This window comes from Allobosea sp. AK1, assembly GCF_006714945.1.
In the GTDB taxonomy this organism is placed as follows: domain Bacteria; phylum Pseudomonadota; class Alphaproteobacteria; order Rhizobiales; family Beijerinckiaceae; genus Allobosea; species Allobosea robiniae.
Genome location: NZ_VFMG01000001.1, coordinates 3,218,382 through 3,240,258, shown reverse-complemented (window position 1 = coordinate 3,240,258; position 21,877 = coordinate 3,218,382). Strand labels below are relative to the sequence as shown.

20 protein-coding genes are annotated in these 21,877 nt (G+C 66.6%); 15 read left to right on the top strand and 5 right to left on the bottom strand.

Annotated features, from left to right (window positions below; genetic code table 11):
• The first annotated feature begins 123 nt into the window (after positions 1–123).
• The gene (locus FHT98_RS15830; protein ID WP_061968946.1) at positions 124–906 is read left to right on the top strand and encodes an IclR family transcriptional regulator; all 783 of its coding nucleotides are present in this window, start codon (positions 124–126) and stop codon (positions 904–906) included.
• Between the two features lie 20 nt (positions 907–926).
• On the opposite strand, the gene FHT98_RS15825 is transcribed toward FHT98_RS15830, so the two are convergent.
• Positions 927–1,829 carry a GntR family transcriptional regulator gene (locus tag FHT98_RS15825; RefSeq protein WP_061968948.1) on the bottom strand — a complete coding sequence of 301 codons (903 nt, stop codon included), beginning with the start codon at positions 1,827–1,829 and terminating at the stop codon, positions 927–929.
• A gap of 93 nt (positions 1,830–1,922) precedes the next feature.
• Between FHT98_RS15825 and FHT98_RS15820 the strand changes: the two genes are divergently transcribed.
• The 10 genes from FHT98_RS15820 to minE all read left to right on the top strand — a co-directional run bounded on the left by FHT98_RS15820 (position 1,923) and on the right by minE (position 13,279).
• Positions 1,923–3,071: a C45 family autoproteolytic acyltransferase/hydolase gene (locus FHT98_RS15820; protein ID WP_061968950.1), complete on the top strand. Its 1,149-nt coding sequence runs from the start codon at positions 1,923–1,925 to the stop codon at positions 3,069–3,071.
• 49 nt (positions 3,072–3,120) lie between these two features.
• Positions 3,121–4,662 carry an ABC transporter substrate-binding protein gene (locus FHT98_RS15815; RefSeq protein WP_142114593.1) on the top strand — a complete coding sequence of 514 codons (1,542 nt, stop codon included), beginning with the start codon at positions 3,121–3,123 and terminating at the stop codon, positions 4,660–4,662.
• A gap of 182 nt (positions 4,663–4,844) precedes the next feature.
• Positions 4,845–6,314 carry a M81 family metallopeptidase gene (locus FHT98_RS15810; protein ID WP_061968953.1) on the top strand — a complete coding sequence of 490 codons (1,470 nt, stop codon included), beginning with the start codon at positions 4,845–4,847 and terminating at the stop codon, positions 6,312–6,314.
• A 103-nt stretch (positions 6,315–6,417) separates the two neighbouring features.
• Entirely contained in the window at positions 6,418–8,019 is a 1,602-nt protein-coding gene (locus FHT98_RS15805) for an ABC transporter substrate-binding protein (protein WP_061968955.1), read from the top strand.
• 177 nt (positions 8,020–8,196) lie between these two features.
• Positions 8,197–9,138 carry an ABC transporter permease gene (locus FHT98_RS15800; RefSeq protein ID WP_061968957.1) on the top strand — a complete coding sequence of 314 codons (942 nt, stop codon included), beginning with the start codon at positions 8,197–8,199 and terminating at the stop codon, positions 9,136–9,138.
• Positions 9,139–9,151: 13 nt separating this feature from the next.
• Positions 9,152–10,033, top strand: coding sequence for an ABC transporter permease (locus tag FHT98_RS15795; protein WP_061968959.1), 882 nt, complete (start codon positions 9,152–9,154; stop codon positions 10,031–10,033).
• A gap of 110 nt (positions 10,034–10,143) precedes the next feature.
• A complete protein-coding gene (locus tag FHT98_RS15790) occupies positions 10,144–11,145 on the top strand; it encodes a D-cysteine desulfhydrase family protein (RefSeq protein ID WP_061968960.1) in 1,002 nt (333 codons plus the stop codon).
• A gap of 286 nt (positions 11,146–11,431) precedes the next feature.
• Positions 11,432–12,166: a septum site-determining protein MinC gene (gene minC / locus FHT98_RS15785; protein WP_061969170.1), complete on the top strand. Its 735-nt coding sequence runs from the start codon at positions 11,432–11,434 to the stop codon at positions 12,164–12,166.
• A 34-nt stretch (positions 12,167–12,200) separates the two neighbouring features.
• Entirely contained in the window at positions 12,201–13,016 is an 816-nt protein-coding gene (gene minD, locus FHT98_RS15780) for a septum site-determining protein MinD (RefSeq protein ID WP_061968962.1), read from the top strand.
• Entirely contained in the window at positions 13,013–13,279 is a 267-nt protein-coding gene (gene minE / locus FHT98_RS15775) for a cell division topological specificity factor MinE (RefSeq protein ID WP_061968964.1), read from the top strand. The genes minD and minE overlap by 4 nt, the downstream gene beginning before the upstream one ends.
• Positions 13,280–13,312: 33 nt before the next feature.
• Here the strand turns inward: minE and FHT98_RS15770 are convergent, their stop codons facing one another.
• The 3 genes from FHT98_RS15770 to FHT98_RS15760 are packed head-to-tail and all read right to left on the bottom strand — an operon-like array spanning position 13,313 to position 15,682.
• Entirely contained in the window at positions 13,313–13,831 is a 519-nt protein-coding gene (locus tag FHT98_RS15770; RefSeq protein ID WP_061968965.1) for a hypothetical protein, read from the bottom strand.
• A gap of 55 nt (positions 13,832–13,886) precedes the next feature.
• The gene (locus FHT98_RS15765) at positions 13,887–14,810 is read right to left on the bottom strand and encodes a LysR family transcriptional regulator (RefSeq protein ID WP_142114591.1); all 924 of its coding nucleotides are present in this window, start codon (positions 14,808–14,810) and stop codon (positions 13,887–13,889) included.
• Entirely contained in the window at positions 14,807–15,682 is an 876-nt protein-coding gene (locus FHT98_RS15760; protein ID WP_061968969.1) for a LysR family transcriptional regulator, read from the bottom strand. The genes FHT98_RS15765 and FHT98_RS15760 overlap by 4 nt, the downstream gene beginning before the upstream one ends.
• A gap of 115 nt (positions 15,683–15,797) precedes the next feature.
• On the opposite strand from FHT98_RS15760, the gene FHT98_RS15755 reads away from it, so the two are divergent.
• The 4 genes from FHT98_RS15755 to FHT98_RS15740 all read left to right on the top strand — a co-directional run bounded on the left by FHT98_RS15755 (position 15,798) and on the right by FHT98_RS15740 (position 20,098).
• Positions 15,798–17,324, top strand: a complete 1,527-nt coding sequence (locus FHT98_RS15755) for an ABC transporter substrate-binding protein (protein ID WP_142114590.1) — start codon at positions 15,798–15,800, stop codon at positions 17,322–17,324.
• Positions 17,325–17,385: 61 nt separating this feature from the next.
• Positions 17,386–18,321: an ABC transporter permease gene (locus FHT98_RS15750; protein WP_142114589.1), complete on the top strand. Its 936-nt coding sequence runs from the start codon at positions 17,386–17,388 to the stop codon at positions 18,319–18,321.
• 4 nt (positions 18,322–18,325) lie between these two features.
• On the top strand, positions 18,326–19,138 hold the full coding sequence (locus tag FHT98_RS15745; RefSeq protein ID WP_091858879.1) for an ABC transporter permease: 813 nt from the start codon (positions 18,326–18,328) through the stop codon (positions 19,136–19,138).
• A gap of 36 nt (positions 19,139–19,174) precedes the next feature.
• Complete coding sequence (locus FHT98_RS15740; protein WP_142114588.1) at positions 19,175–20,098, top strand: serine hydrolase; 924 nt, start codon at positions 19,175–19,177, stop codon at positions 20,096–20,098.
• Positions 20,099–20,144: 46 nt separating this feature from the next.
• Here the strand turns inward: FHT98_RS15740 and FHT98_RS15735 are convergent, their stop codons facing one another.
• Positions 20,145–21,857, bottom strand: a complete 1,713-nt coding sequence (locus FHT98_RS15735) for a GMC family oxidoreductase (protein ID WP_210244382.1) — start codon at positions 21,855–21,857, stop codon at positions 20,145–20,147.
• Positions 21,858–21,877: the final 20 nt, after the last annotated feature.

Sequence of the window (21,877 nt, the reverse complement as noted above, 5' to 3'; positions counted from 1 at the left end):
GCGGCGCGACGCCCCCAGAACCTGCGATATGATGCGACGATCGTACCATCCGCCTCCCCTTTGACGGCGAGGCTAGGTTCGTTTCTTATTTGATGTCAAGCTTCATATATGAAACAGAGAGACATGAGCGACCTGCCGGATACCGAGAACGGAGACAAAAGCAGCTACGCGGCGCCGGCGCTGGAAAAGGGGCTCGACATCCTCGAACTCCTTGCCGAGGTCGGCGAGCCGCTCTCGACGCGCGAGATCGCCGAGCGACTCGCCCGCTCGAAGAGCGAGATCTTCCGCATGGTCTTCGTGCTGCAGCAGCGCGGCTATCTCGCCCGCGAGGCGGGGACCGACCGGCTCGAGCTGTCGCGGCGGCTGTTCGACCTCGGCATCCGCACACCGGCCGGGCGCCAGCTCACCTCGATCGTGCTGCCGGTGATGGAGCGCTTCAGCGAGGCGAGCGGGCAGGTCGCGCATCTCGTCGTGCTGAGCCGGGCCCAGACCGTGGTGCTGGCGACGACCTCGGGACATCTCGATGCCAGCGTCATCGTCAGGCCAGGCTATGGCCGCCCGGCGCTCGATGCGAATTCCGGGCTGCTGATCCTCGCCTTCCAGAGCAAAAGCCGCCGCGACGCGTTGATGCGGGAAGCATCGGAGGCCGACAAGCGGCGCCTCGAAGCTGCCGAGACCGAGCGCATATTCGCGGATATCCGCGCCCTCGGGCACCGCGTCGCCGCCAGCCGTGACATCATGGCGGTGACCGACATCGCCTGCCCGGTCATCGGCCCCGGCGGCCATGCCGAGGCGGCGATCCTGGTGCCCTGCCTGCAGCGCCACGGCATCGCGACCGACGAGGAGGCGATCCTGAAAGCGCTCAAGGCGAGTTGTGCCGAGGCCGGCTCGCAGCTGTCGCTTTAGCGGAGGCGCCGGCTGAAGCGTCAGGGGTGCCCTGAACCTTCCGACGATGGCCCTTCCCAATCCTGGGCCGCTCCGGCGAGATGCCCGACGAGAAGCTCTACAGCGCCCGGCCGGTCACCCTTGTCGAGCGCGGCGAGAATGGCGAGGTGGTCCCGGCAGGATTGCAGGATCTGTTCCGGCTCCAGTTCCCAGAAATCGGCGAATTGATGCATGCGCCGCAGCGCGTTCTGGCGCCTCACAGCCTGCAGGAAGAAGCGATTGCGCGACCATGAGGCGAGCGTTTCGTGGAAGGTCGAGTTGACCTCGAACCAGAGCTGCGGCGTGACCTCCCCGACCGGGCGGCGCATCAGCGCCTCATGCGCCGTGCGGAGCCGGGCGAGCTCGGCAGCATCGACGCGGTAGCCGGGCTGGCTCAGCGCCGCCGTCTCGATGGCGATACGGAAGGCGTAGGATTCGAGAATAGCCTCCGGCGTGTCCAGGCTTTCGGTGAAGCGCCAGCCATGACCGCGCTGACGCTGGACCAGTCCTTCCGACGAAAGCCGCATCAGGGCCTTGCGCAGATCGCCCTTGGCCGCGCCGAAATGCGCCAGCATCGCGTTCTCGGTGACCTCGGTCGGGAGCTCGCCGCGTGCCCGCCCGGTCAGGATCCTCTGGTAGAGTTCGCCGCCACCGGCCGGGGCCGGCATATGCGCGGCGATCGCCACGTCGTCGACCGGCCGCAGCAGGCTGAAGCCCTGGCTCTGCTCGCGCGCCAGCAGCCCCATCTCGACCAGCTTCAGGAGCGCGCTCCGCACCGGCGTACGCGAGACGCCGAACCGCGCCGCCAGAGGCTTCACGCCGACAGGCGCGCCCGCCGGCCAGCCCTCGTCACGGGCCAGCCGCAGGATATCGCCGATGATCTCGCCGTGCAGGCTGCTGGCCATTCCCTGGTTTCGCCTCTTCCGGAGCGATTTGACAATCCGCGAAATGATGCGCCACTGTGCATCTTGGTCAATCAAAAAACACGATAGTGTCTCATGATCGAACCGTTTCCCTTCGTCTCCGTGTCAGGCTCGCCCTATGAGCGCGGCCGCAGCTATGGCGCCGCGGTGCCGGATCGCATCGCCGGCAGCGCCCGGTTCTATGCCGGCCAACTGGACGGGCTCGGCTCCAGCACGACGCTGCGCCGCAAGCTGATCGACGAGGCAAGGCAGGGAATCGCAGCTTTCGACGAGGCCTATCTGGAGGAGATGCGCGGCATCGCCGACGGCTCCGGCGTGCCGTTCGATGCGATCATCATGATCAACGCCCGCACCGAGATCGTCGCCAAGGCAAGGCTTCTCGCCAACCGTGCCGACGAGGAGGAAGAGGAAGACGAGGCCGATAATGACGGCTGCACCGGCGCGATAATCCTGCCCGAGCGCAGCGCCACCGGCGGCATCATCCAGGGCCAGAACTGGGACTGGCAGCCGGAATGCGCGAAGACCGCGATCGTGCTCAGGGTGCAGCGAAAGAACGGGCCGGACCTGCTGACCTTCGTCGAGGCTGGCGGGCTGGGCCGGCACGGCATGAACGAGGCCGGCATCTGCGTCACCGGCAATTACCTGCGCAGTGACCGCGACTATTGCCAGGAAGGCGTGCCGCTGGCGCTGGTCCGCCGCAAGGCGCTGGAGCAGGAGCATCTGGCGCTGGCGATCAAGGTGGTCGCGACCACGCCGAAGGCCTGCTCGACCAATATGATGCTCAGCCAGGACAAGGGTTTCGGCATCGATCTGGAATGCGCGCCGGACGAGGCCTTCCCGATCCTGCCCGAGGACGGGCTGATCGTGCATGCCAATCACTGGGCCAGCCCGACGGCGCTGGCGAAGCTGCGCGAGACCGGCATCGCCAGCGCGCCCGACAGCCCCTATCGCGACTGGCGCGTCCGCAAGCTCCTGAACGAACCGCGCCGGCCGCTCGGCCGCGAGGACCTGAAGGCCGCGCTGTTCGACGATTTCCTCTCGCCCTTCTCGGTCTGCCGCCCGCCACGCCCCGGCCAGCGCGGCGATATCACCGCCAGCGTGGCGATGATCCTGCTCGAACCGGGCAAGGGCGTGATGGAGGTGGCGCCGCTGCCGGCGCTTAACCGGCATTTCACCTGCTACGGCCTGACCGGCGAGCCCTTCGCGACCGAAAAGGCCGCCTGACCGAAATCGATCGCGCCGCTCGTCGCGGCATCTTGAGGGAGCCGATGCCATGAGACGCCCACTCGCCCTTGCCATCCTGCTCGCGGCCTGCGCGAGCCCGGCCGCAGCGCAATCGATCACCGTCGCGGTCGCCGCCGACATCCGCAGCAACAATCCCGGCGTGAACCGCGACGACAGCACCGACGATTTCGCGCTGCAGCTCGTCGAGGGGCTCGTCGGCTACAACGAGGGCGGCAATGCCACGCCGCTGCTGGCACAGAAGGTCGATCTCTCGGCCGACGGCAAGACCTATACCTTCACGCTGCGCGAGGGCGTGAAATTCCACAATGGCGCGACGCTGACCTCGGCCGACGTGCTGTGGAGCTGGAACCGTTACATGGACCCGAAGACCCAGTGGCGCTGCACCTCGGAATTCGACGGGCGCAGTGGTCTCAAGGTCGAATCCGTCTCGGCGCCCGATGCCAGGACCTTCGTCATGACCATCGACAAGCCGAACGCGCTGTTCCTCGACACGATGGCCCGAACCGACTGCGCGATGACCGCGATCCTACACAAGGATTCGGTCAAGGCCGACGGAAGCTGGGACAAGCCGATCGGCACAGGCCCCTACAAGTTCGGCGAGTGGAAGCGCGGCGAGTATTTCACCATGACCGCCTTCGACGGCTACCAGTCGCCGGGGCAAGGCAAGATCGACGGCTATGTCGGCTCGAAGCGCCCGCTGCTCAAGGAGGTCAAGTTCCTCGTCGTCAAGGATGCGGCGACCGTGAAGGCCGGCCTCATCTCCGGCGCGCTGCAGATGAGCGAGACGCTGCCGAGCGATGTCGAGGAACTCAAGAAGGTGCCGAGCCTCAAGGTCGCGGTCGCGCCCAACGCGGTCCGCCACATCTTCCTGATCCAGACCAAAGACGCCGTGATGGGCAACAAGAAGTTGCGCCAGGCGATCGCGGCGGCGCTGGACTATCCCGAGCTGGTCGCAGCCGCCTCCAACAACCTGGGCACGCCGAACAACTCGCCGATTTACTCGACCTCCGGCTATTTCGGCGAGGTCGAGAAGCAGGGCCATAAATACGACCCGGCCCGGGCCAAGCAGTTGCTGCAGGAGGCCGGCTACAAGGGCGAGAAGATCACCATCCTCGCCAACAAGCGTCCGACGGTCCCGAGCTTCCCGGCGGCGGTGGTCTGGCAGCAGATGCTGCAGGCGGTCGGGATCAATGCCGAGATCGAGGTCCTGGACTGGGCGACACAGCTCGACCGGTTCAACAAGGGCAACTACCAGATGCAGTCCTTCTCGTTCTCGGCCCGCTTCGACCCGGCCATCGCCTTCGAGCAGTTCTCCGGCCCGAAGGACAAGCAACCGCGCAAGGTCTGGGACAATCCGGACGTGCAGGCGCTGATCGACAAGTCGATGCTGATCTCGGACAAGGCCGAGCGGCAGAAGATCTTCGACGAGCTGCACCGCCGCGTCATCGACGAGGTGCCGCTGATCTTCCTCTATAACGGCCTCGATGCGGTGGCGATGAGCAAGGCCATCTCCGGCTTCCAGCCCTGGCAGTCCAAGCTGCGGATGTGGGAAGTGACGCTGGCGCAGTGAGCCGTTGCCCCTCAACCGGCCCGGCGTCAAAGCCGCAATGATCGAATGCGAATGCACCTCATTAGCAATAATGAGGTGCATTGCATCAATGCTGCATCTGCAATCCCTCTGCTCGCGCTGCAGCTTGACATGGCCTTCACGGCCAACCGAACATGACGGTCACATTGTCGGAAAGGTAGCTTATGCGTCTGTTTGCTGCGTCGCTCGCAACCGAGACCAATACGTTCTCTCCGATCCCGACATCCCGGGCCAATTTCGAGGCTTCCGCCTATTTCCCGGCGGGCCAGCATCCCGACCGGGCGACCCACACCACCGCCCCGCTCTATGTCGCGCGGCAGCGGGCCAAGCGCGACGGCTTCGAGCTGATTGAAGGGTCCTGCTTCTGGGCCGAGCCGTCGGGCACCTGCGCCAAGGCCGATTACGAGGAGATGCGGGATGAGATCCTCGTCCAGCTCAAGGCGGCGCTGCCGGTCGACGGCGTGCTGCTCGGCCTGCACGGCGCCATGGTCGCGCATGGCTACGATGACTGCGAGGGCGATATCATCGAGCATGTCCGCGCCATTGTCGGGCCGTCCGTGCCGATCGGCGTCGAGCTCGATCCGCATTGCCACCTCACCGAGAAGCGCGTGCGCCTCGCCGATGCGGTCATCCTCTACAAGGAATATCCGCATATCGACTTCGTCGAGCGGGCCGAGGAACTGGTCGAGATCATCCTCGGCACGATCCGCGGGCAGATCAAGCCGGTGATGTCGCTCTATGATTGCCGGATGATCGAGCTGGTGCCGACGACGCGCGAGCCCGGCCGCTCCTTCGTCGACCGGATGAGCGCGCTGGAAGGCAAGGACGGCATTCTCTCGGTCTCGCTGGCGCATGGCTTCCAGCAGGGCGACGTGCCGGAGATCGGCACCCGCGTGCTCGTCATCACCGACAACGACAAGGCGAAGGGCGATGCGCTGGCAGCAAAGCTCGGCGAGGAGTTCCGTTCGCTCAAGGGGCAGTTCGCCCCGCCGGTGACCCCGCTCGACGAAGCGCTCGACCGCGCACTCGGCGGCGCAGCGAACGGCCCACGCGTCATCGCGGATTCCACCGACAATGCCGGCGGCGGCGCGGCCTCCGACAACACCAACATCATCCACCGGCTGCGCGAGCGCGGCATCTCTGACGCCGCAGTCGGCCCGGTCTGGGATCCGGTCGCGGTCGCGTTCTGCCTGACGGCCGGCGTCGGCGCGACCATTCCGCTGCGCTTCGGCGGCAAAGCGGCCGCGACCTCCGGCACGCCGGTCGATGGCGAGGTGACGGTACTGGGCGCCATCCGCGGGGGCACGCAGAGCTTCGGCACCGCCAAGGTGCCGATCGGCGATGCGGTCGGCATCCGCATCGACGGCATCGACGTCGCGCTGCTCTCGCACCGCACGCAGGCGCTGGGGCTGGAGATCTTCACCAGCGTCGGCATCGACCCGACGCAGAAGCGGATCGTCTCGGTCAAGTCGACCAACCATTTCCATGCGGCCTACGGTCCGATCGCCAGCGAGGTGATCTACACTGATGGCGGTGGCCCTTCGCATCTCGACGTGCGCAAATATCCCTATCGCAAGATCAACCGGCCGCTCTGGCCGCATGATCCGCTCCCGCCGGGCCGGCTCGTCGTCTGACGCCTCGCGACCCGAAAGGAACAGGAGAGACGAAGCATGACCCGATGAGGGCCAGACGAGGCGAATGCCCGCGGTCCTCTAATGCAACGAGGAGGAGAACGACATGACCACGACACGCCGACGTTTCGTTCAAGGCGGATTGGCAACCGGCGCGCTCGTCGCCGCACCGGCCACGATCCGCGCCCAGACCACGCCTTCAGCAGCCCGCACCATCCGCGCCGTCCTGCACGGCGATCTTCGCGTCTTCGATCCGATCTGGACGACGGCGAACATGACCTCCTATCACGCAGGCATGGTCTACGACACGCTGTTCGGCGTGAACGACAAGTTCGAGCCGCAGCCGCAGATGGTCTCGAAATGGTCGCTCTCGGACGACCGAAAGACCTATACGTTCGAGCTTCGCGACGGCTTGCGCTTCACCGACGGCACGCCTGTCACCGCCAAGGACTGCGTCGCCTCGATCCGGCGCTGGGGCGCGCGCGATGGTGGCGGCCAGCACATGATGGCGCGCCTCGCCGATACGCCGGTGAAGGACGACAAGACCTTCCAGATCGTGATGAAGGAGCCTTACGGGCTCGTGGTGGAATGGCTCGCCAAGGCCGCGACCAATGTCTGCTACATCATGCGCGAGAAGGAGGCCGGAACCGATCCGAACCAGCAGATCAGCACGATCCTCGGCTCCGGGCCGTTCCTGTTCAACGAGGGCGCGGTCGTCCAGGGCCAGCGCTACGTCTACGACAAGAACCCGAACTACGTGCCGCGCTCGGAGCCTGCGGTCTTCACCTCGGGCGGCAAGGTCGTGAATGTCGACCGCGTGGTGTTCGAGAACATCGCCGACGAGGCGACCGCGATCGCCGCGATCCGGGCCGGCGAGATCGACATGATCGAATACCCCAATGTCGACCTGCTCGACTCGCTCGCCGGCGAGAAGGACATCAAGCTTGAGGTGCTGAACAAGCAGGGCCAGCTCGGCTGGTGCCGCGTCAACTGGCTCCATCCGCCATTCAACAACGTCAAGGCCCGCCAGGCCATGCTGCATCTCATCCACCCGACCGAGGTGATGAAGGCGACCTTCGGCGACGAGAAATATTTCCGCGGCTGCTCCTCGCTGTTCGGCATGGGCACGCCGATGGAGAACGACGCCAATATCGACTGGTTCAAGACCGCGCCGGACATCGAGAAGGCGAAGCAGCTCGTCAAGGAATCCGGCTATGACGGCCGCCCGGTCGTGGTGCTGCAGGCAACCAACATCGCCTATATGAACAACGCCGCCAACCTGGTCGCGCAATGGATGCGCCAGGCCGGCTTCAACGTCTCGCTGCAGGCCTCCGACTGGGGCGCCGTCGTCACCCGCCGCGCCGTCAAGGCCGCGCCGGACCAGGGCGGCTGGAACGTGTTCTTCACCTCCGGCTCGGTCAACGCCTTCGGCAATCCCGTCTCGCTCAGCGGCCACGCCGCCAATGGCGAGAAGGGCTGGTTCGGCTGGCCGAGCAATGAGAAGCACGAGCAGCTGCGCGACAAATGGGCCAGCGCCCAATCGGATGCCGAGCGCAAGCAGATCGCTCGCGACATCCAGCAGAACGCCTGGGATTTCGTGCCGCATGCGTATTTCGGCCAATGGTTCCAGCCGGCGGCCCTGCGCAACCTCACGGGCCTGATCGGGATGCCTGAACTGATCCCGTTCTGGAACGTCAAGAAGGGCTGATTTCAGCCCGGCCGCGAACCCACCCACGGAGTCCGCCCCTCGGCGGGCTCCGCTTGCCCAGCCGTCTTCAGCTGATCGTGCCGGCAGCGCGAGGGCGAGCACGCGATACCGTGCCCGAGCGGGGCCTGCCGACCGTCCCGCACCAGACAAGCAAGCCGACGGAGGACGACCGACGCAATGCTGAGTTATCTCGTACAACGCCTGGCATCGACCCTTCTTGTGATGACGCTGGTCGGCATCTTCGTCTTCCTGCTGCTGCATCTCTCGGCGGGCGACCCCGCCGCCATCATCGCCGGCGACTACGCCACGCCGCAGCAGATCGCCACGATCCGCCAGCGGCTCGGTCTCGACGATCCGCTGCTCGTCCAGTTCGGACGCTGGGCGCTGCGCGTCGTGCAGGGCGATCTCGGCGTCTCGATCTTCACGAGCACCCCGGTCTCAGCCCTGATCCTGCAGCGCCTGGAGCCGACCTTGTCGGTCGCGGTGCTGACCATGATCTTCGCGGTCTCGATCGCGGTCACGCTCGGCGTGCTCGCCGCCTGGAAGGCAGGCCGGCCGGTCGACCGCCTGCTGATGGGCTTTTCCGTGCTCGGCTTCTCGATGCCGACCTTCGTGGTCGGCTACTGCCTGATCTATGTCTTCGCGATCGAATTGCGCTGGTTGCCGGTGCAGGGCTATCGGCCGATCATGGACGGCATCGGCCCGTGGTTCCTGCACCTCGTGCTGCCGACGATCACGCTCGGCCTCGCCTATGTCGCGCTGATCGCGCGGATGACCCGCGCTTCGGTGCAGGAGGTGCTGGAAGAGGACTATATCCGCACCGCCAATGCCAAGGGTGTTCCGGCGCGAACCATGCTGATGAAGCACGCGCTGAAGAACGCCGGCGTGCCGATCATCACTGTGATCGGCATTGGCGTCGCCCTGCTGATCGGTGGCGTCGTGATCACCGAAACCGTGTTCAACATCCCCGGCATCGGCCGCCTCGTCGTCGACGCGATCTCGAAGCGCGACTATCCGATCATCCAGGGCGTGATCCTCGTCTTTTCAGGCGTCTATGTGCTGATCAACCTCGCGGTCGACCTCTCCTATTCCCTCATCGATCCCCGCATCCGGCATTGAGGAGGCGAGACCGATGACCGCAATCGATACCTCGACCGTCCCTGCGCCCGCCCCGGGCAACCGTCTGGCTCGCTTCGGCCGGTTCGCGCGCCGCAACCCGACGATGCTGATCGGCGCCGCCATCCTGATCTTCTTCGTCGGCATCGCGATCATCGCGCCCCTGATCGCGGGCGATCCGATGCTGAAGCTGCCGACGCGGCGCCTGCAACCGCCCTCCCCCGAATTGCGCTTCGGAACCGACCAGCTTGGCCAGGATGTCTTCGCACGCACCGTCTACGGCGCCCGTGTCTCGCTGATCGTGGGCCTGAGCGTCGCGACGATCTCGATCCTGATCGGCCTGACGATCGGGCTCTTCGCCGGTTATTATCGCCGGTTCGACGCGATCGTCATGCGCCTGATGGACGGCTTGATGGCGATTCCCGCGATCCTGCTCGCCATCGCCATGGTCTCCCTGAACCAGGGCAGCATCGGCATCGTCATCGCGGCGATCTCGATTCCGGAGCTGCCGCGCGTCGTCCGGCTCGTCCGCTCGATCGTGCTCAGCGTCAAGGAACTGCCCTTCGTCGAGGCGGCGCGAGCCTGCGGCGCGAAGACACCGCGCATCCTGTTCCGGCACATCATGCCGAGCACGATCGCGCCATTGATCGTGCAGGCGACCTATATCTGCGCCTCGGCGATCCTGGTGGAGGCCTCGCTCTCCTTCCTCGGCGCAGGCGTGCCGCCGGAGGTGCCGAGCTGGGGCAACATGATCGCCTCGAGCCGGCTCTATCTCGCCCGCGCGCCCTGGACGATCTTCTGCCCGGCGATCGCGCTCGCGCTCGTCGTGCTGGCGGTGAACCTGCTCGGCGACGGCCTGCGGGACCGGCTCGATCCGCGCCTGTCGCGGCGGCTGTAGCCTCAAGCCGGGATTGCACGCCGGGCATGCGTTCGCACGCCCGGCGAATCTCCAGCGCCGCGCTATGCTGTTCCCGCTAACGACGGCAACGAAGCTGGGAGCCTGCCGGAATGACCCGACCCGAGACGATCCGACTGGCGCTGCTGCCGACGCCCTTCGAGCAACTCCCGCGCCTGTCGCAGGCCCTCGCCCGCGAGGACAAGGGCCCCTCGATCTGGATGAAGCGCGACGACTGCACCGGCTTCGCCGGCGGCGGCAACAAGGTGCGCAAACTCGAATACCTCGTCGCGGAGGCCTTGAATCAGGGCGCCGACACGCTGGTCACCATGGGCGCGATCCAATCCAACCATGCCCGCCAGACCGCCGCAGCAGCCGCCCGCAACGGTCTGGCCTGCGTGCTGCTGCTGACCGATTCGGTGGCGAATCGCAGCGAATCCTACCGGACCAACGGCAACTGGCTGCTCGACCAGATTTTTGGAGCCGAGATCCGCCTGCTTCCGGCCGGCGGGGATGCGACCGCCATCGCGAACGAGGCGATGGCCGGGCTGACGGCGCAGGGGAAACGCCCCTATTTCATCCCGGTCGGCGGCTCCAATGCGCTGGGCAGCCTCGCCTATCGCGACGCCCTTCTGGAGCTGGCCGGGCAAGCCAAGGCCGTGGATTGCGGCATCGACCATATCGTCGTGCCGACGGGCAGCGGCGGCACCCATGCCGGCATTCTCGCCGGCGTCGAGGATGCCGGGCTTGCCTGCCGCGTGCAGGGCGTCAGCGTCTCGCGCTCGTCCGAGCAGGCAGGTGCCATCGTCTCCGGGTTGGTGAATGACATCTATGCGCTGGAAGGCCGGCAGCGGGGCCAGCAGGTCGCGCTTGAGATCGATGATTCGCAGGTCGGCCCCGGCTATGGCCAGCCGACGCCAGCGATGATCGAAGCGGTCGAGCTAGTCGCGCGGACGGAGGGCATCCTGCTCGACCCCGTCTATACCGGCAAGGCGATGGCCGGACTGATCGCGCTGGTCAGGGGCGGTACCATCGGCCCCGACGAGACCGTCGTCTTCTGGCATACGGGCGGCGCGCCAGGACTCTACGCCTATCCGGAAGTGTTTCAGGGGTAGAATCGACCGACGGAATCACTCCGTCGCATCGCTCCCGTCATGGTCGGGCTTGTCCCGACCATCCACGCCTTCCCTCATCAAAAATGCAGCATTCAAGACGTGGATGCTCGCCACAAGGGCGAGCATGACGGCACCCAATTTTGCGCCGTTTTGGCCGGCTCCGTGCCCCGCCAATGACGTGTGGACAGCGTCCCTCGGAGCGTGTCGAGAGAGCCTCTTCGGAGGCGCAGTTTACCCTCTGTTAACCATTTCCTCGATACACCGAAGCAACCGAAAATTTACCAAGATAACCGACGTGTTAACTCAACCCCGGCCCATCCGCCTCAAGGGGCGGTCCTATCTTGCGCTGACGCTGACCCCGGAGCTGCCCTTCGAGGACTGGCTGGCGCGGCTCGACGACCTCGCCTCGCGCTCCGCCGGCTTCTTCCTGCGGCGCCCCGTCGTGCTCGACATCACCGGGCTCGAGATCGACCGGGCGCAGCTGCGGACCTTCGTCAGCCAGCTCGGCTCACGCCAGGTACGGATCATGGGCATCGAGGGCGCCTCGCCTGCCCTGCTCGGCTCCGATCTGCCGCCGGCCATGGCCGACGGGCGCCCGACCTCCGATTTCGAGCCTCCGGCCGCCGCGGCCGAGGCGGCCAAGGCTGAGCTGGCGGTCGCCGAGCCGGTCATGCCGGATCTGCCCAAGGCCGTGCCCTCGATCATCGTGACGCAGCCGGTGCGCTCGGGCCAGTCGCTGGTCTTCCTCGAAGGCGACGTCACCGTCATCGGCTCGGTCGCCTCTGGCGCCGAAATCGTCGCCGGCGGCTCGATCCATGTCTACGGCACCCTGCGCGGGCGGGCGATGGCCGGCACGATGGGCAATGCGGCGGCGCGCATCTTCTGCCGCAAGCTCGAGGCCGAGCTGATCGCGATCGACGGCTACTACAAGACGGCCGAGGACATGGGCCCTGAATTCCGCGGCAAGCCCGTGCAGATCTGGCTCGACGGCGAAGCGTTCAAGGTCGAAGCGCTCGCCTGAGGCGAAGGCATCAACAATCATCAAGGAGCGGTCAATGGGCAAGGTCATCGTCGTCACATCGGGCAAGGGCGGCGTCGGCAAGACGACATCGTCGGCCGCGCTCGGCGCCGCGCTCGCCCAGGGCGGGGACAAGGTCGTGGTCGTCGATTTCGATGTCGGCCTGCGCAATCTCGACCTGGTCATGGGTGCCGAGCGGCGCGTGGTCTACGACCTCGTCAACGTCATCCAGGGCGAGGCCAAGCTCACCCAGGCGCTGATCCGCGACAAGCGGGTCGAGACGCTCTACCTGCTGCCGGCCTCGCAGACCCGCGACAAGGAGAACCTCACGGCCAAGGGCGTCGAGGCGGTGATCGGTGCGCTCAAGGTGAATTTCGACTGGGTCATCTGCGACAGCCCGGCCGGCATCGAGAGCGGCGCGACGCTGGCGATGCGTCATGCCGATATCGCGATCGTCGTGACCAATCCGGAAGTGTCCTCGGTGCGCGATTCAGACCGGATCATCGGCCTGCTCGATTCCAAGACGGTCAAGGCCGAGAATGGCGAGCACATGGAGAAGCACCTGCTGCTGACCCGCTACGACCCGGCCCGGGCCGAGCGTGGCGACATGCTGAAGGTCGACGACGTCCTCGAAATCCTGTCGATCCCGCTGCTCGGCATCATCCCCGAGAGCATGGACGTGCTGCGCGCCTCCAATATCGGCTCGCCCGTCACGTTGGCGGACCAGGGCAGCGCGCCTGCCGTGGCCTATTTCGACGCCGTGCGCCGGCTCAAGGGCGAGGCTCTCCCCGTCTCGGTCCCCGGCGAGAAGCGCGGCTTCTTCGGCAAGTTCTTCGGAAGGAAGGCGGCATGAAACTGCTTCGTCTCTTCTCCCGCGCCCGCTCGGCTCCTGCCGCCCGGGAAAGGCTGCAGGTCCTGCTGGCCCATGAGCGCGCCAGCAATGCCGGCAATTCCGATCTGCTCGGCAAGCTGCGCGACGAAATCCTGCGCGCGATCTCCAAGCACATGCAGATCGACGACGACAAGGTCAGCGTCCGGATGGAGCGCGGCGCCCAGGTCTCGACGCTCGCCGTCGATATTGAGGTCCCCTTCGACGCCGGCAAGAAGGCGGCCTGACGGCCGGACATTACCTCGGGCGTGCGACGGCTCTCAGCCGTTTGCGCGCCCGATGATCGCGTCGACCTCGTCGCGATCGATGCGGCGTCGATCGGACAATCGCCGAGCGATCGCTGCCTGGGCCGCCAGCATCGCCGGGCGATAGAGAATGGCCGTCGCCGCGTTGGCGCAGCGGGCCCGCAGCACAGCCTCATCCGGCGGTTGCAGCAGCGCGATATAGGGCGTCATCTGCTGGAGATCGTCCTCATGGGAGGCGATCTCACCCGGATACCATTTCAAGCCTTCCTCGTTCCAGTAGATCATCTCGCCGCAATACCCGGCGGAAAGGATCGTAATCTCGATCTCCGCGCGCCGGAGATCGATCGGATTGCCGCTCTGGAATCCTCGGCTGTAGGGCTCGAAACAGGTCTCGCCGGAGGAGCCATAAGGCGGCCGCAGCCAGGCATGCGTGATGTAGCGCCGGTGATGCCAGCCGACGATAATATGGCCGGCTTCGTGAAAGGCGCAGGCCGCGCGCCGGATATCGGCTGGGATGTCGCTGAGAATCGGCATTCCGACTGACTGTCACCGGCAGAAGCCTTTGCGCAACCGCAACGTAAGCCGACCGTCAGGGTTCGCTGCTTGGCGCGCCGGTCCCCGGGAGCAGCCCGCTGCCGTGCCCCTCGACGAGGATCTCGACGAAACGCGCCGCCAGACGGGCCAGGGGCCGGCTCCGCACCGTCATCAGGCATATGGTGATCGGCAGTTCCGGCGTCACATCCAACCTGACCAGCCCCTCGAAGCGCTGGGCCTGCGTCAGCAGGCTGTCGATCAGGATGACATCGCCCTGGCGTGCCAGCAGATGCGCGGCGGAAATGCTGTAGGGCACGGTCATGAAGGGTGCATAGTCGAGACCCGCCTTTTCATGAGCGCGCGCGATCAGCCAGCCCAGCGGCGATTTCTCACGATCGAAGCAGATCAGCCGGTGCTCCCGAAGCTCGGGCAAGCTGACCCGGCCGCGACGCGCCAGCGGATCGTCCGCGCGAACGAGGGCGATGATCGAGGCCTGGGCGAAAGGCGTCAGGGCGATGTCGTCGGTGACGCGGGGCGAGAACATCACGCCGAGATCGGCCGCGCCCTTCGACAGCTCCGTCGGTGCATCGCCCATGATCAGCTCGATGCGGGCGTGGGGATATTCCGTCACCAGTCGCCTGATCGCCTGCGCGATGAGCCCCTGGCCGATGCTGGGCGTCGAAGCGATCCGCAGCGGCAAAGCGCGCCCGGACCGCAGATCGCCGACGGCTTCGCGCAAGATGTGCCATTCGTCCTCGACATGGCCCAACGCCGACATCAGGCCGCGGGCCTGAGGGCGCAGGACGAGCCGACCGTCGCTGCGATCGAAGACCGGGATGCCGAGGGTCGCCTCGCTGCGGGCGATGATCTTGCTGACGGCCGATTGCGTCAGATGGAGCTGGCGCGCGGCCTCGACGGTGGTGCCGCAACGATCGACGGCGCGCAGCACCGTCGCGTGCGATGGCGTCAAGGCCTTCATGCGCCATCTCCCACGAGATGTTCGAGCAGGACGTGCGCCGCAGGGTCCAGCGGTGCGCCGTCGCGGTGATGCGCAAAGGCCGTGACGAGAGGGCTCTCGTCGAGCGGACGCACCGCCAGCCCCTGCGTCAGGCCGCTGCTGATGACGAAGCCGTCGACGACGGCGATGCCGACGCCCTCGCGCGCCAGATGGCAGGCACTGTCGGTATGGCGCACGGTGATCGCGATCCGGTCGGACAGGCCAATTCGCCCCAGCGCGTCCTGAAAGCTGTCGGCCAGACTGATGCCGTCGGGCCCGTAGCTGATCAGGCGCTGGCCTTCGAGATTGTCGCGCGCCAGCCTGTCGTGGCCGGCGAGCGGGTGAGCCTCGTCGAGCACGCAGACCAGCGGGCTGCAGCGCAGCACGATGTCGCGCAATCCTTCGGTCGCCATCGGGCCGTAGGAAATCGCGAGATCGACCTCATTGGCGCTGAGGTGGTCGCGGACATGGTCGAACATCACTTCGACGGCGGCTCGATCGGCCAGATCACGGCGTGCGCCGGCGATGGCCGGCGGCAGGATGCTGTGCGCCAATCCCGGCACCGTCGCGATCCGCAGGCGGTCGGCCATGCCGACGCGGATCATGTCGGCTTCGTGGTGCGCCCGGCGCAAGGCCCCGAAGGCCGGGCGCGCGAGCCGATGCAGCTCCAGCGCCTCGGGCGTCGGCGTCAGCCGGCCCTGGACGATCGCGACGAGGCTGAGATCGAGCTCCCTTTCGGCAAGACGCAATGCCTTGATCACGGCGGACTGGCTGACACCGAGGGCCTGGGCCGCTTCACCGGTGCCGCCAAGCCGGACGAAGGCATCGATCACCTGCAGCGCGCCGAGCCTCATCCAGGCTATTCCGTTTGGTTGATAAACTTGCCGAATGTTTCATTTGCGAGACTAGGCGCGCCCGTGGGAGGTTGCAAGCTGCCGCCGGCAGAGCGGCCAAGATCAGGGGATCTCCATGACCACGTTTCGCTCCATGGCATCGGCTGCCGCGCTCGCGCTTTCCATCCTCGGCCCGGCTCTGACCATCGCGCCCTCCAGCGCCTTCGCGCAGGGCGTTCTCAAGCTGGCGCAGACGCAGGACCTCGTCTCGCTCGACCCGATCGCGACCAGCGACAACCCGTCGATCTATGCGCAGCTCCTGATCTACGACACCTTGCTGCGCCCGAGCACGGATGCCAGCAAGCTGGAGCCCGGTCTCGCCGAAAGCTGGACGGTCAGCGATGACGGCCTGACCTATAGCTTCAAGCTCAGGCAGGCGAAGTTCTCGGACGGCACCCCCGTCACCGCCGCCGACGTCGCCTTCTCGCTCAAGCGCGCCGGCAGCGACGCGTCGAGCTGGAAGCGCTTCTTCTCCGGCATCGACGCCATCGAGACGCCGGACGAGCGCACGGTCGTGCTCAAGCTGAAGACCGTGTTCACCCCGCTGCTCAACAACCTCGCCCTGTTCTCCTCGGCGATCCTGCCGCAGAAGGCGTTCGAGGCCGCTCCCGACAAGTTCTTCGAGAAGCCGATCGGCTCCGGCCCCTTCACCGTCGCGGCCTGGAACAAGGGCCAGGCGCTCTCGCTCAAGAAGAACGCGCATTACTGGCAGGCCGGCAAGCCGAGCCTGGACGGCGCCGAGATCATGGTCCTGCCCGAGGGCAACAGCCGCGTGCTGAAGCTGCAGGCCGGCGAGATCGACGCCGCCCTCGAGATCCCGCTCAACCAGATGCAGAGCCTCGGCCGCGCCGGCACGATCAAGACCGCCGTCGCCAACGTGCTGCGCACCGATTTCGTGCTGCTGAACACCAAGAAGAAGCCCTTCGACGATGTCCGCGTCCGCCAGGCGCTGAACTACGCCATCGATAAGGAAGGGCTGGTCAAGGCGCTGCTCTACGGCGCCGGCAAGGTCGCGAACTCGCCGATGCCGCTGATGGCCTATGCCGATCCCGACCTGAAGCCCTATGCGCATGACGTCGCCAAGGCCAAGGCGCTGCTCAAGGAAGCCGGCTATGCCGACGGCTTCAAGACCTCGCTGCTGGTGCATTCCGGCCGGCCGCTGCATCGCCAGCTCGGCCAGGCGCTGCAGAGCGCGCTCGCGCAGATCGGCGTCACCGCCGAGATCCGCCTCGTCGAAGGCGGCACGCATTGGTCGACCACCAAGGCCGGCGACTACGAGATGGCCGTCTCCTACGCCTCCAGCGACACGATCGACCCCGACCAGATGGCCGGCTTCCTGATCGTCAATCCGGAGCGCGCCAACGCCTACCACACCGAGTGGAAGAACGAGCGCGTTAACGAGCTCTACGCGAAGGAGCGCGCCACCAGGGACGGGCCGGAGCGCGGTGCGATGTTCAGGGAGATGGTCAAGCTCTCGCATGACGGGGCGCCGTCGATCTTCCTCTTCTATCCCGGCACGCCTTACGCCTATCGCAGCAATGTCAGCGGGTTCGAGGTATTGCCGACCGGCAATTTCCGCCTCGAAGACGTCAAGATGAAGTGAGGACGGGGCATAAAGTGAGGACGGGGCGGCCTCCGGCCGCCCTGCCCCCAGGCCCGCTGCCATGCTGACCTATATCCTCAAGCGGCTCGTCCAGCTCATCCCGGTGCTGTTCGGCATCACGCTGGCCTGCTTCTTCCTGCTCAGGGCGTTGCCGGGCGATCCGGCGACGCTGCTGCTCGGCGCCCGCGGCGGGGCGGATGAGATCGCTGCGATGAAGCAGCGGCTCGGGCTCGACCTGCCGCTGTGGCGGCAATATCTGCTCTTCCTCCACGACATCCTCTCCGGCAGCCTCGGCCGCTCGGTCGTCTACGGCCAGCCGGTGATCTCGCTGGTGCTGGAGCGCCTGCCGGCGACGCTCTGGCTCGTCGCCTACTCGACCGTGATCGCGGTCGTGCTGACGATCCCCTTGGCGCTGTGGTCGGCCGTGAAGCGCGACCGGGCGCCGGACGTGCTGGTCAAGCTCGTCTTCACCGTGCTGCTCGCGATCCCCTCCTTCTGGCTCGGGCTCGTGCTGGTCGTCATCCTCGCCATCTGGGTGCCGCTGTTCCCGACCTCGGGCTATGGCACCGGCTTGTTCTCGCGCCTGCATCACCTGACGCTGCCGGCCTTCGTGATCGCGCTGGCGACGGCTTCCCTGACGATCCGCAGCCTGCGCAGCGGTATCCTCAACGTGCTCGGCTCGGACTATGTCACCACCGCTCGCGCCAAGGGCAACGCAACCGGGCGCACCATGCGCGTTCATGTGCTGCCGAACGCGCTGATCAGCTCGATCTCGGTGCTCGGCGCCCATACCAGCTGGGTGATCGGCGGGACGGTGGTGATCGAGACCGTCTTCGCGCTGCCCGGCCTCGGCTCGCTCTTCGTCGAGTCGATCTTCGCCCGCGACTACCCGATGATCCAGGGGCTGACGATCGTCTTCGCCGTGCTCGTCGTCCTGATCAATCTCGCGACGGACATCGCCTATGCGCTGGCCGACCCGCGCATCAGGCTGGATTGAAGCGATGAGCAAGCGCCGCCTCGATCCGACGCTCCTCGTCGGCCTCGTCATGCTCCTGCTGCTCGCCCTGCTCGTCGGGCTGGGCCAAGTCTGGACGCCGCACGATCCCTTCCTGGTCGATTACGGCAACACGCTGCAGCCGCCCTCGACCAAGCACTGGCTCGGCACCGACGATCTCGGCCGCGACGTTGCCTCGCGGGTGATGGCTGGCGGGCTGGTCGATCTGCGGGTCGCGCTCATCTGCGTCATGGCCCCGGCGCTGCTGGGCATCGCGATCGGCGCGCTCGCGGGCTTTGTCGGCGGGCGGGTCGACACCGTGATCATGCGCATCACCGACATCTTCTGGGCCTTCCCCTTCCATGTGCTGGTGATCGCCATCGTCGGCGTGCTCGGGCCGGGCGAGGCCAATCTCTATCTCGCCTTCCTGCTGGTGAACTGGATCTCGTTCGCCCGCATCACACGCGGTGAGGTGCTGGTGCTGCGCGAGCTCGAATATGTGCAGGCGGCGCGCAGCTTCGGCTCGACCGATACCCGCATCATCGCCGCGCATATCCTGCCCAACGCCGTGACGCCGTCGATCGTCTACGCCATGGCCGATGTCGTGCTGACGATCCTGGCCGTGACCTCGCTCTCCTTCCTCGGCCTCGGCATCCAGCCGCCGACCCCTGAATGGGGGCTGATGATCGCCGACGGACGCCAGTTCATGTTCGACGCCTGGTGGATCGCGACCGCTCCCGGCCTCGCCATCATCTACACCGGCGTGACCTTCGCCCTGATCGGCGAGGGACTCGACACGGCCTTGCGCCCCAAGGGCTGACCCATCCTACCGACCGACCTGCCTTGCGAGACGACCATGAGCTTCTTCACCGAGAGTTCCGCCCTCAAGCGGATCGGCGCCCTGATCGAGGCCCATGCCGCCCCGGTCTACGCGGCGCGCAACGTCCCCTTCGCGCAGTTCGCCTATGTCCTGACCCGGCCCGCGCCGGAACCCGGCGGGAAGCCCGAGGGCGCCGCTCTCCGGCCGGACTGGCGCGCCTATCCCTGCTCGCTGGTGAAGGTGTTCCATCTCTTCGCCGCGCAGTTGCGGCTGGAGGACGGGCGGCTCTCTCCCCATGGCGAGCTCGACCGCGCCATGCGCGACATGATCCTGTGGTCGTCGAACTCCGCGACGAACTACATCATCGACCTGCTGACGGGCACGACCGGCGATACACTGCTGAATGACGCCGAGATGGATGCCTGGTGCGAGCGCCGCGAGGAGATCAACCGGATCTTCGCCGGGCTGGGCTGGCCGGAACTCGCCGGCATCAATCTCAACCAGAAGCTGATGGACGACCTGCGCTACGGCCGGGAGAAGGTCGCGCTCGACCGCTCGGCCGCCGGGCACAACTGCCTGACGCCGATCGCGATGGCGCGATTGATGCACGAGATCTTCAACGACTCCGCCCTGCTGCCGCCGGCGCGCCTTGCCGTCATCCGCGACCATCTCGCGCGCGATGCCGATCATCCCGAGCGCGGCCGCGGCATCTACCAGCTCCTCGGCTATCTCGGCGATGCGCTGCCGCGCGGCACACAGATCTGGTCCAAGGCCGGCCGCACGCGCTGGCTTGGCGACGACCGCGCCTCGTTCCGCCGGCATGACACGCTGCGCGCGATCCTGCCTGCCGGGCAGGAATTCCGGCTCACCGTCTTCACCCAGGGCGAGGCCATCGCCGAGGACGAGAGCTTCCTGCCGGCGATCGGGGCACTGGTCGCAACCGAATTGTCGCGAGCCTGACGCCGCATCAGAATGCGTGGTGCGTTCTCCGGCGTGTTCTCGTGGCCTAGCTCGACCGCGCCCTTATCAGATCCGCCATCCGCTCCGCGATCATGATCACCGGGAGGTTGAGGTTCGCGCGCGGCGCGGTCGGCATGATCGATGCGTCGACGACACTGAGGCCGCCCACGCCATGGACGCGTCCGGTCGCCCCATCGACGACCGCATCGGGATCATCGGCCGCGCCCATCCGGCAGGTGCCGCAGCAATGCCATTGGCCGAAGGCATGGGCCTTCACGTAGGCCTCGAGGATATCCGGCTCGTTGAGCAGCGATTGCAGGCTGATGCCGCTGGAGACGGCGCGCTGGAAGAACAGCTTCCGCAGCGGCGGCAGGGCATCGATGGCGAGCGCGATCGGCGCTGTGATCAGGTAGTTGCGCAGCGTCTGCCGGCCCAGCGACTTGGCGAAGCCGCTATAGCTCGAAGCACCCGGCATTTCGACGATGTCCGCCAGCGGGCGGGTGGCGAAGAGCCTGGCCATCAGGTGCACGGCTGCGCCCATGCGCTGGAGGTCGCGATAGTCGGAGAGATAGTTGAAGTCGGCAGTCGCTTCCCGGCGCGGATCCGATGAGACCAGCCGCACCGCGCCGCGCGAATGCGCCTTGTTGATCCAGGAGATGATCGTGCCGATCCGGGGGCCCAGCGGATGCCAGGCCGACTTCGCCGCAACCATCAGGAACATGTCCGACGGCCCGCATTCCTCGACGCCGGAGCTGTAGCGCATGCCGACATGGATGTGCCGGCGCGTCGAATTGCCCAGCCGCGCTGCCGGCTTGATATAGCCCGAGAGCGAGATGCCGGGATGTTCCTGCAGATTGGCGCCGACGCCGCGCAGATCCGCATGGACCTCGACGCCGAGCGAGCGCAGATGTGCCGCCGGGCCGATGCCGGAGCGCATCAGGAGAGCCGGCGAATGCATGGCGCCCGACGAGACCACGACCTCCCGCGCCGCAAGACGCTCCTGCCCGCGCCCCCGGGCGATGTCGACGCCGACGACCTGCCTGCCCTCCATCGCCAGCGAGAGGACCTGGGTATCGGCCATGATCGTCAGATTGGGCCGGCGCCGGGTCGCCGCATCGAGATAGGCCATCGCGGTCGAGACGCGATGCTGGCCGTTATTGGACAGCGTGATCGCGAAATGGCCGTCGCCGAAGGCGCCGTTCTGGTCCTTGATGTCGGGATAGCCCTGCGCTTCCATGGCAGCCTCGGCCGCGATGGAAAAGGCCGGCCAGCGCTCGCGCGGGATACGGTGCACAGGGATAGGCCCGCTCTTGCCGTGAAGCGGCCCCGCATAGTCGAGATCCGTTTCGGCCTTGATGAAATAGGGCAGCACGGCGTTCCAGTCCCAGCCCGAGGCGCCGGCCTCTCCCCATTCGTCATAGTCGTCCGGGGTGCCGCGATTGGCGATCTGGCCGTTGATGCTGGAGCCGCCGCCGATCAGCATCGGCTGCTCGTAGCGCTTGGGCGGCGGCCGGTTCGCGGCATTGTGCAGATGCGGCTGCGTCTGGACCATCAGGTCCGGCCAATGGTTCTGCGGGTCGAACGCCGCCTTGCCGGGATAGGTGTCCAGGATCGCAGAGCCTTCCTCACCGGGCTTGAGGTCGCGCCCGGCCTCGATCAGCAGGACCTTTCGCGTGGGATCGGCTGACAGGCGATTGGCCAGGACGCAGCCGGCCGAACCGCCGCCCACGATGATGACATCCCACATGATTTGGCTCACGATGCTTGCGTAGACAGAAG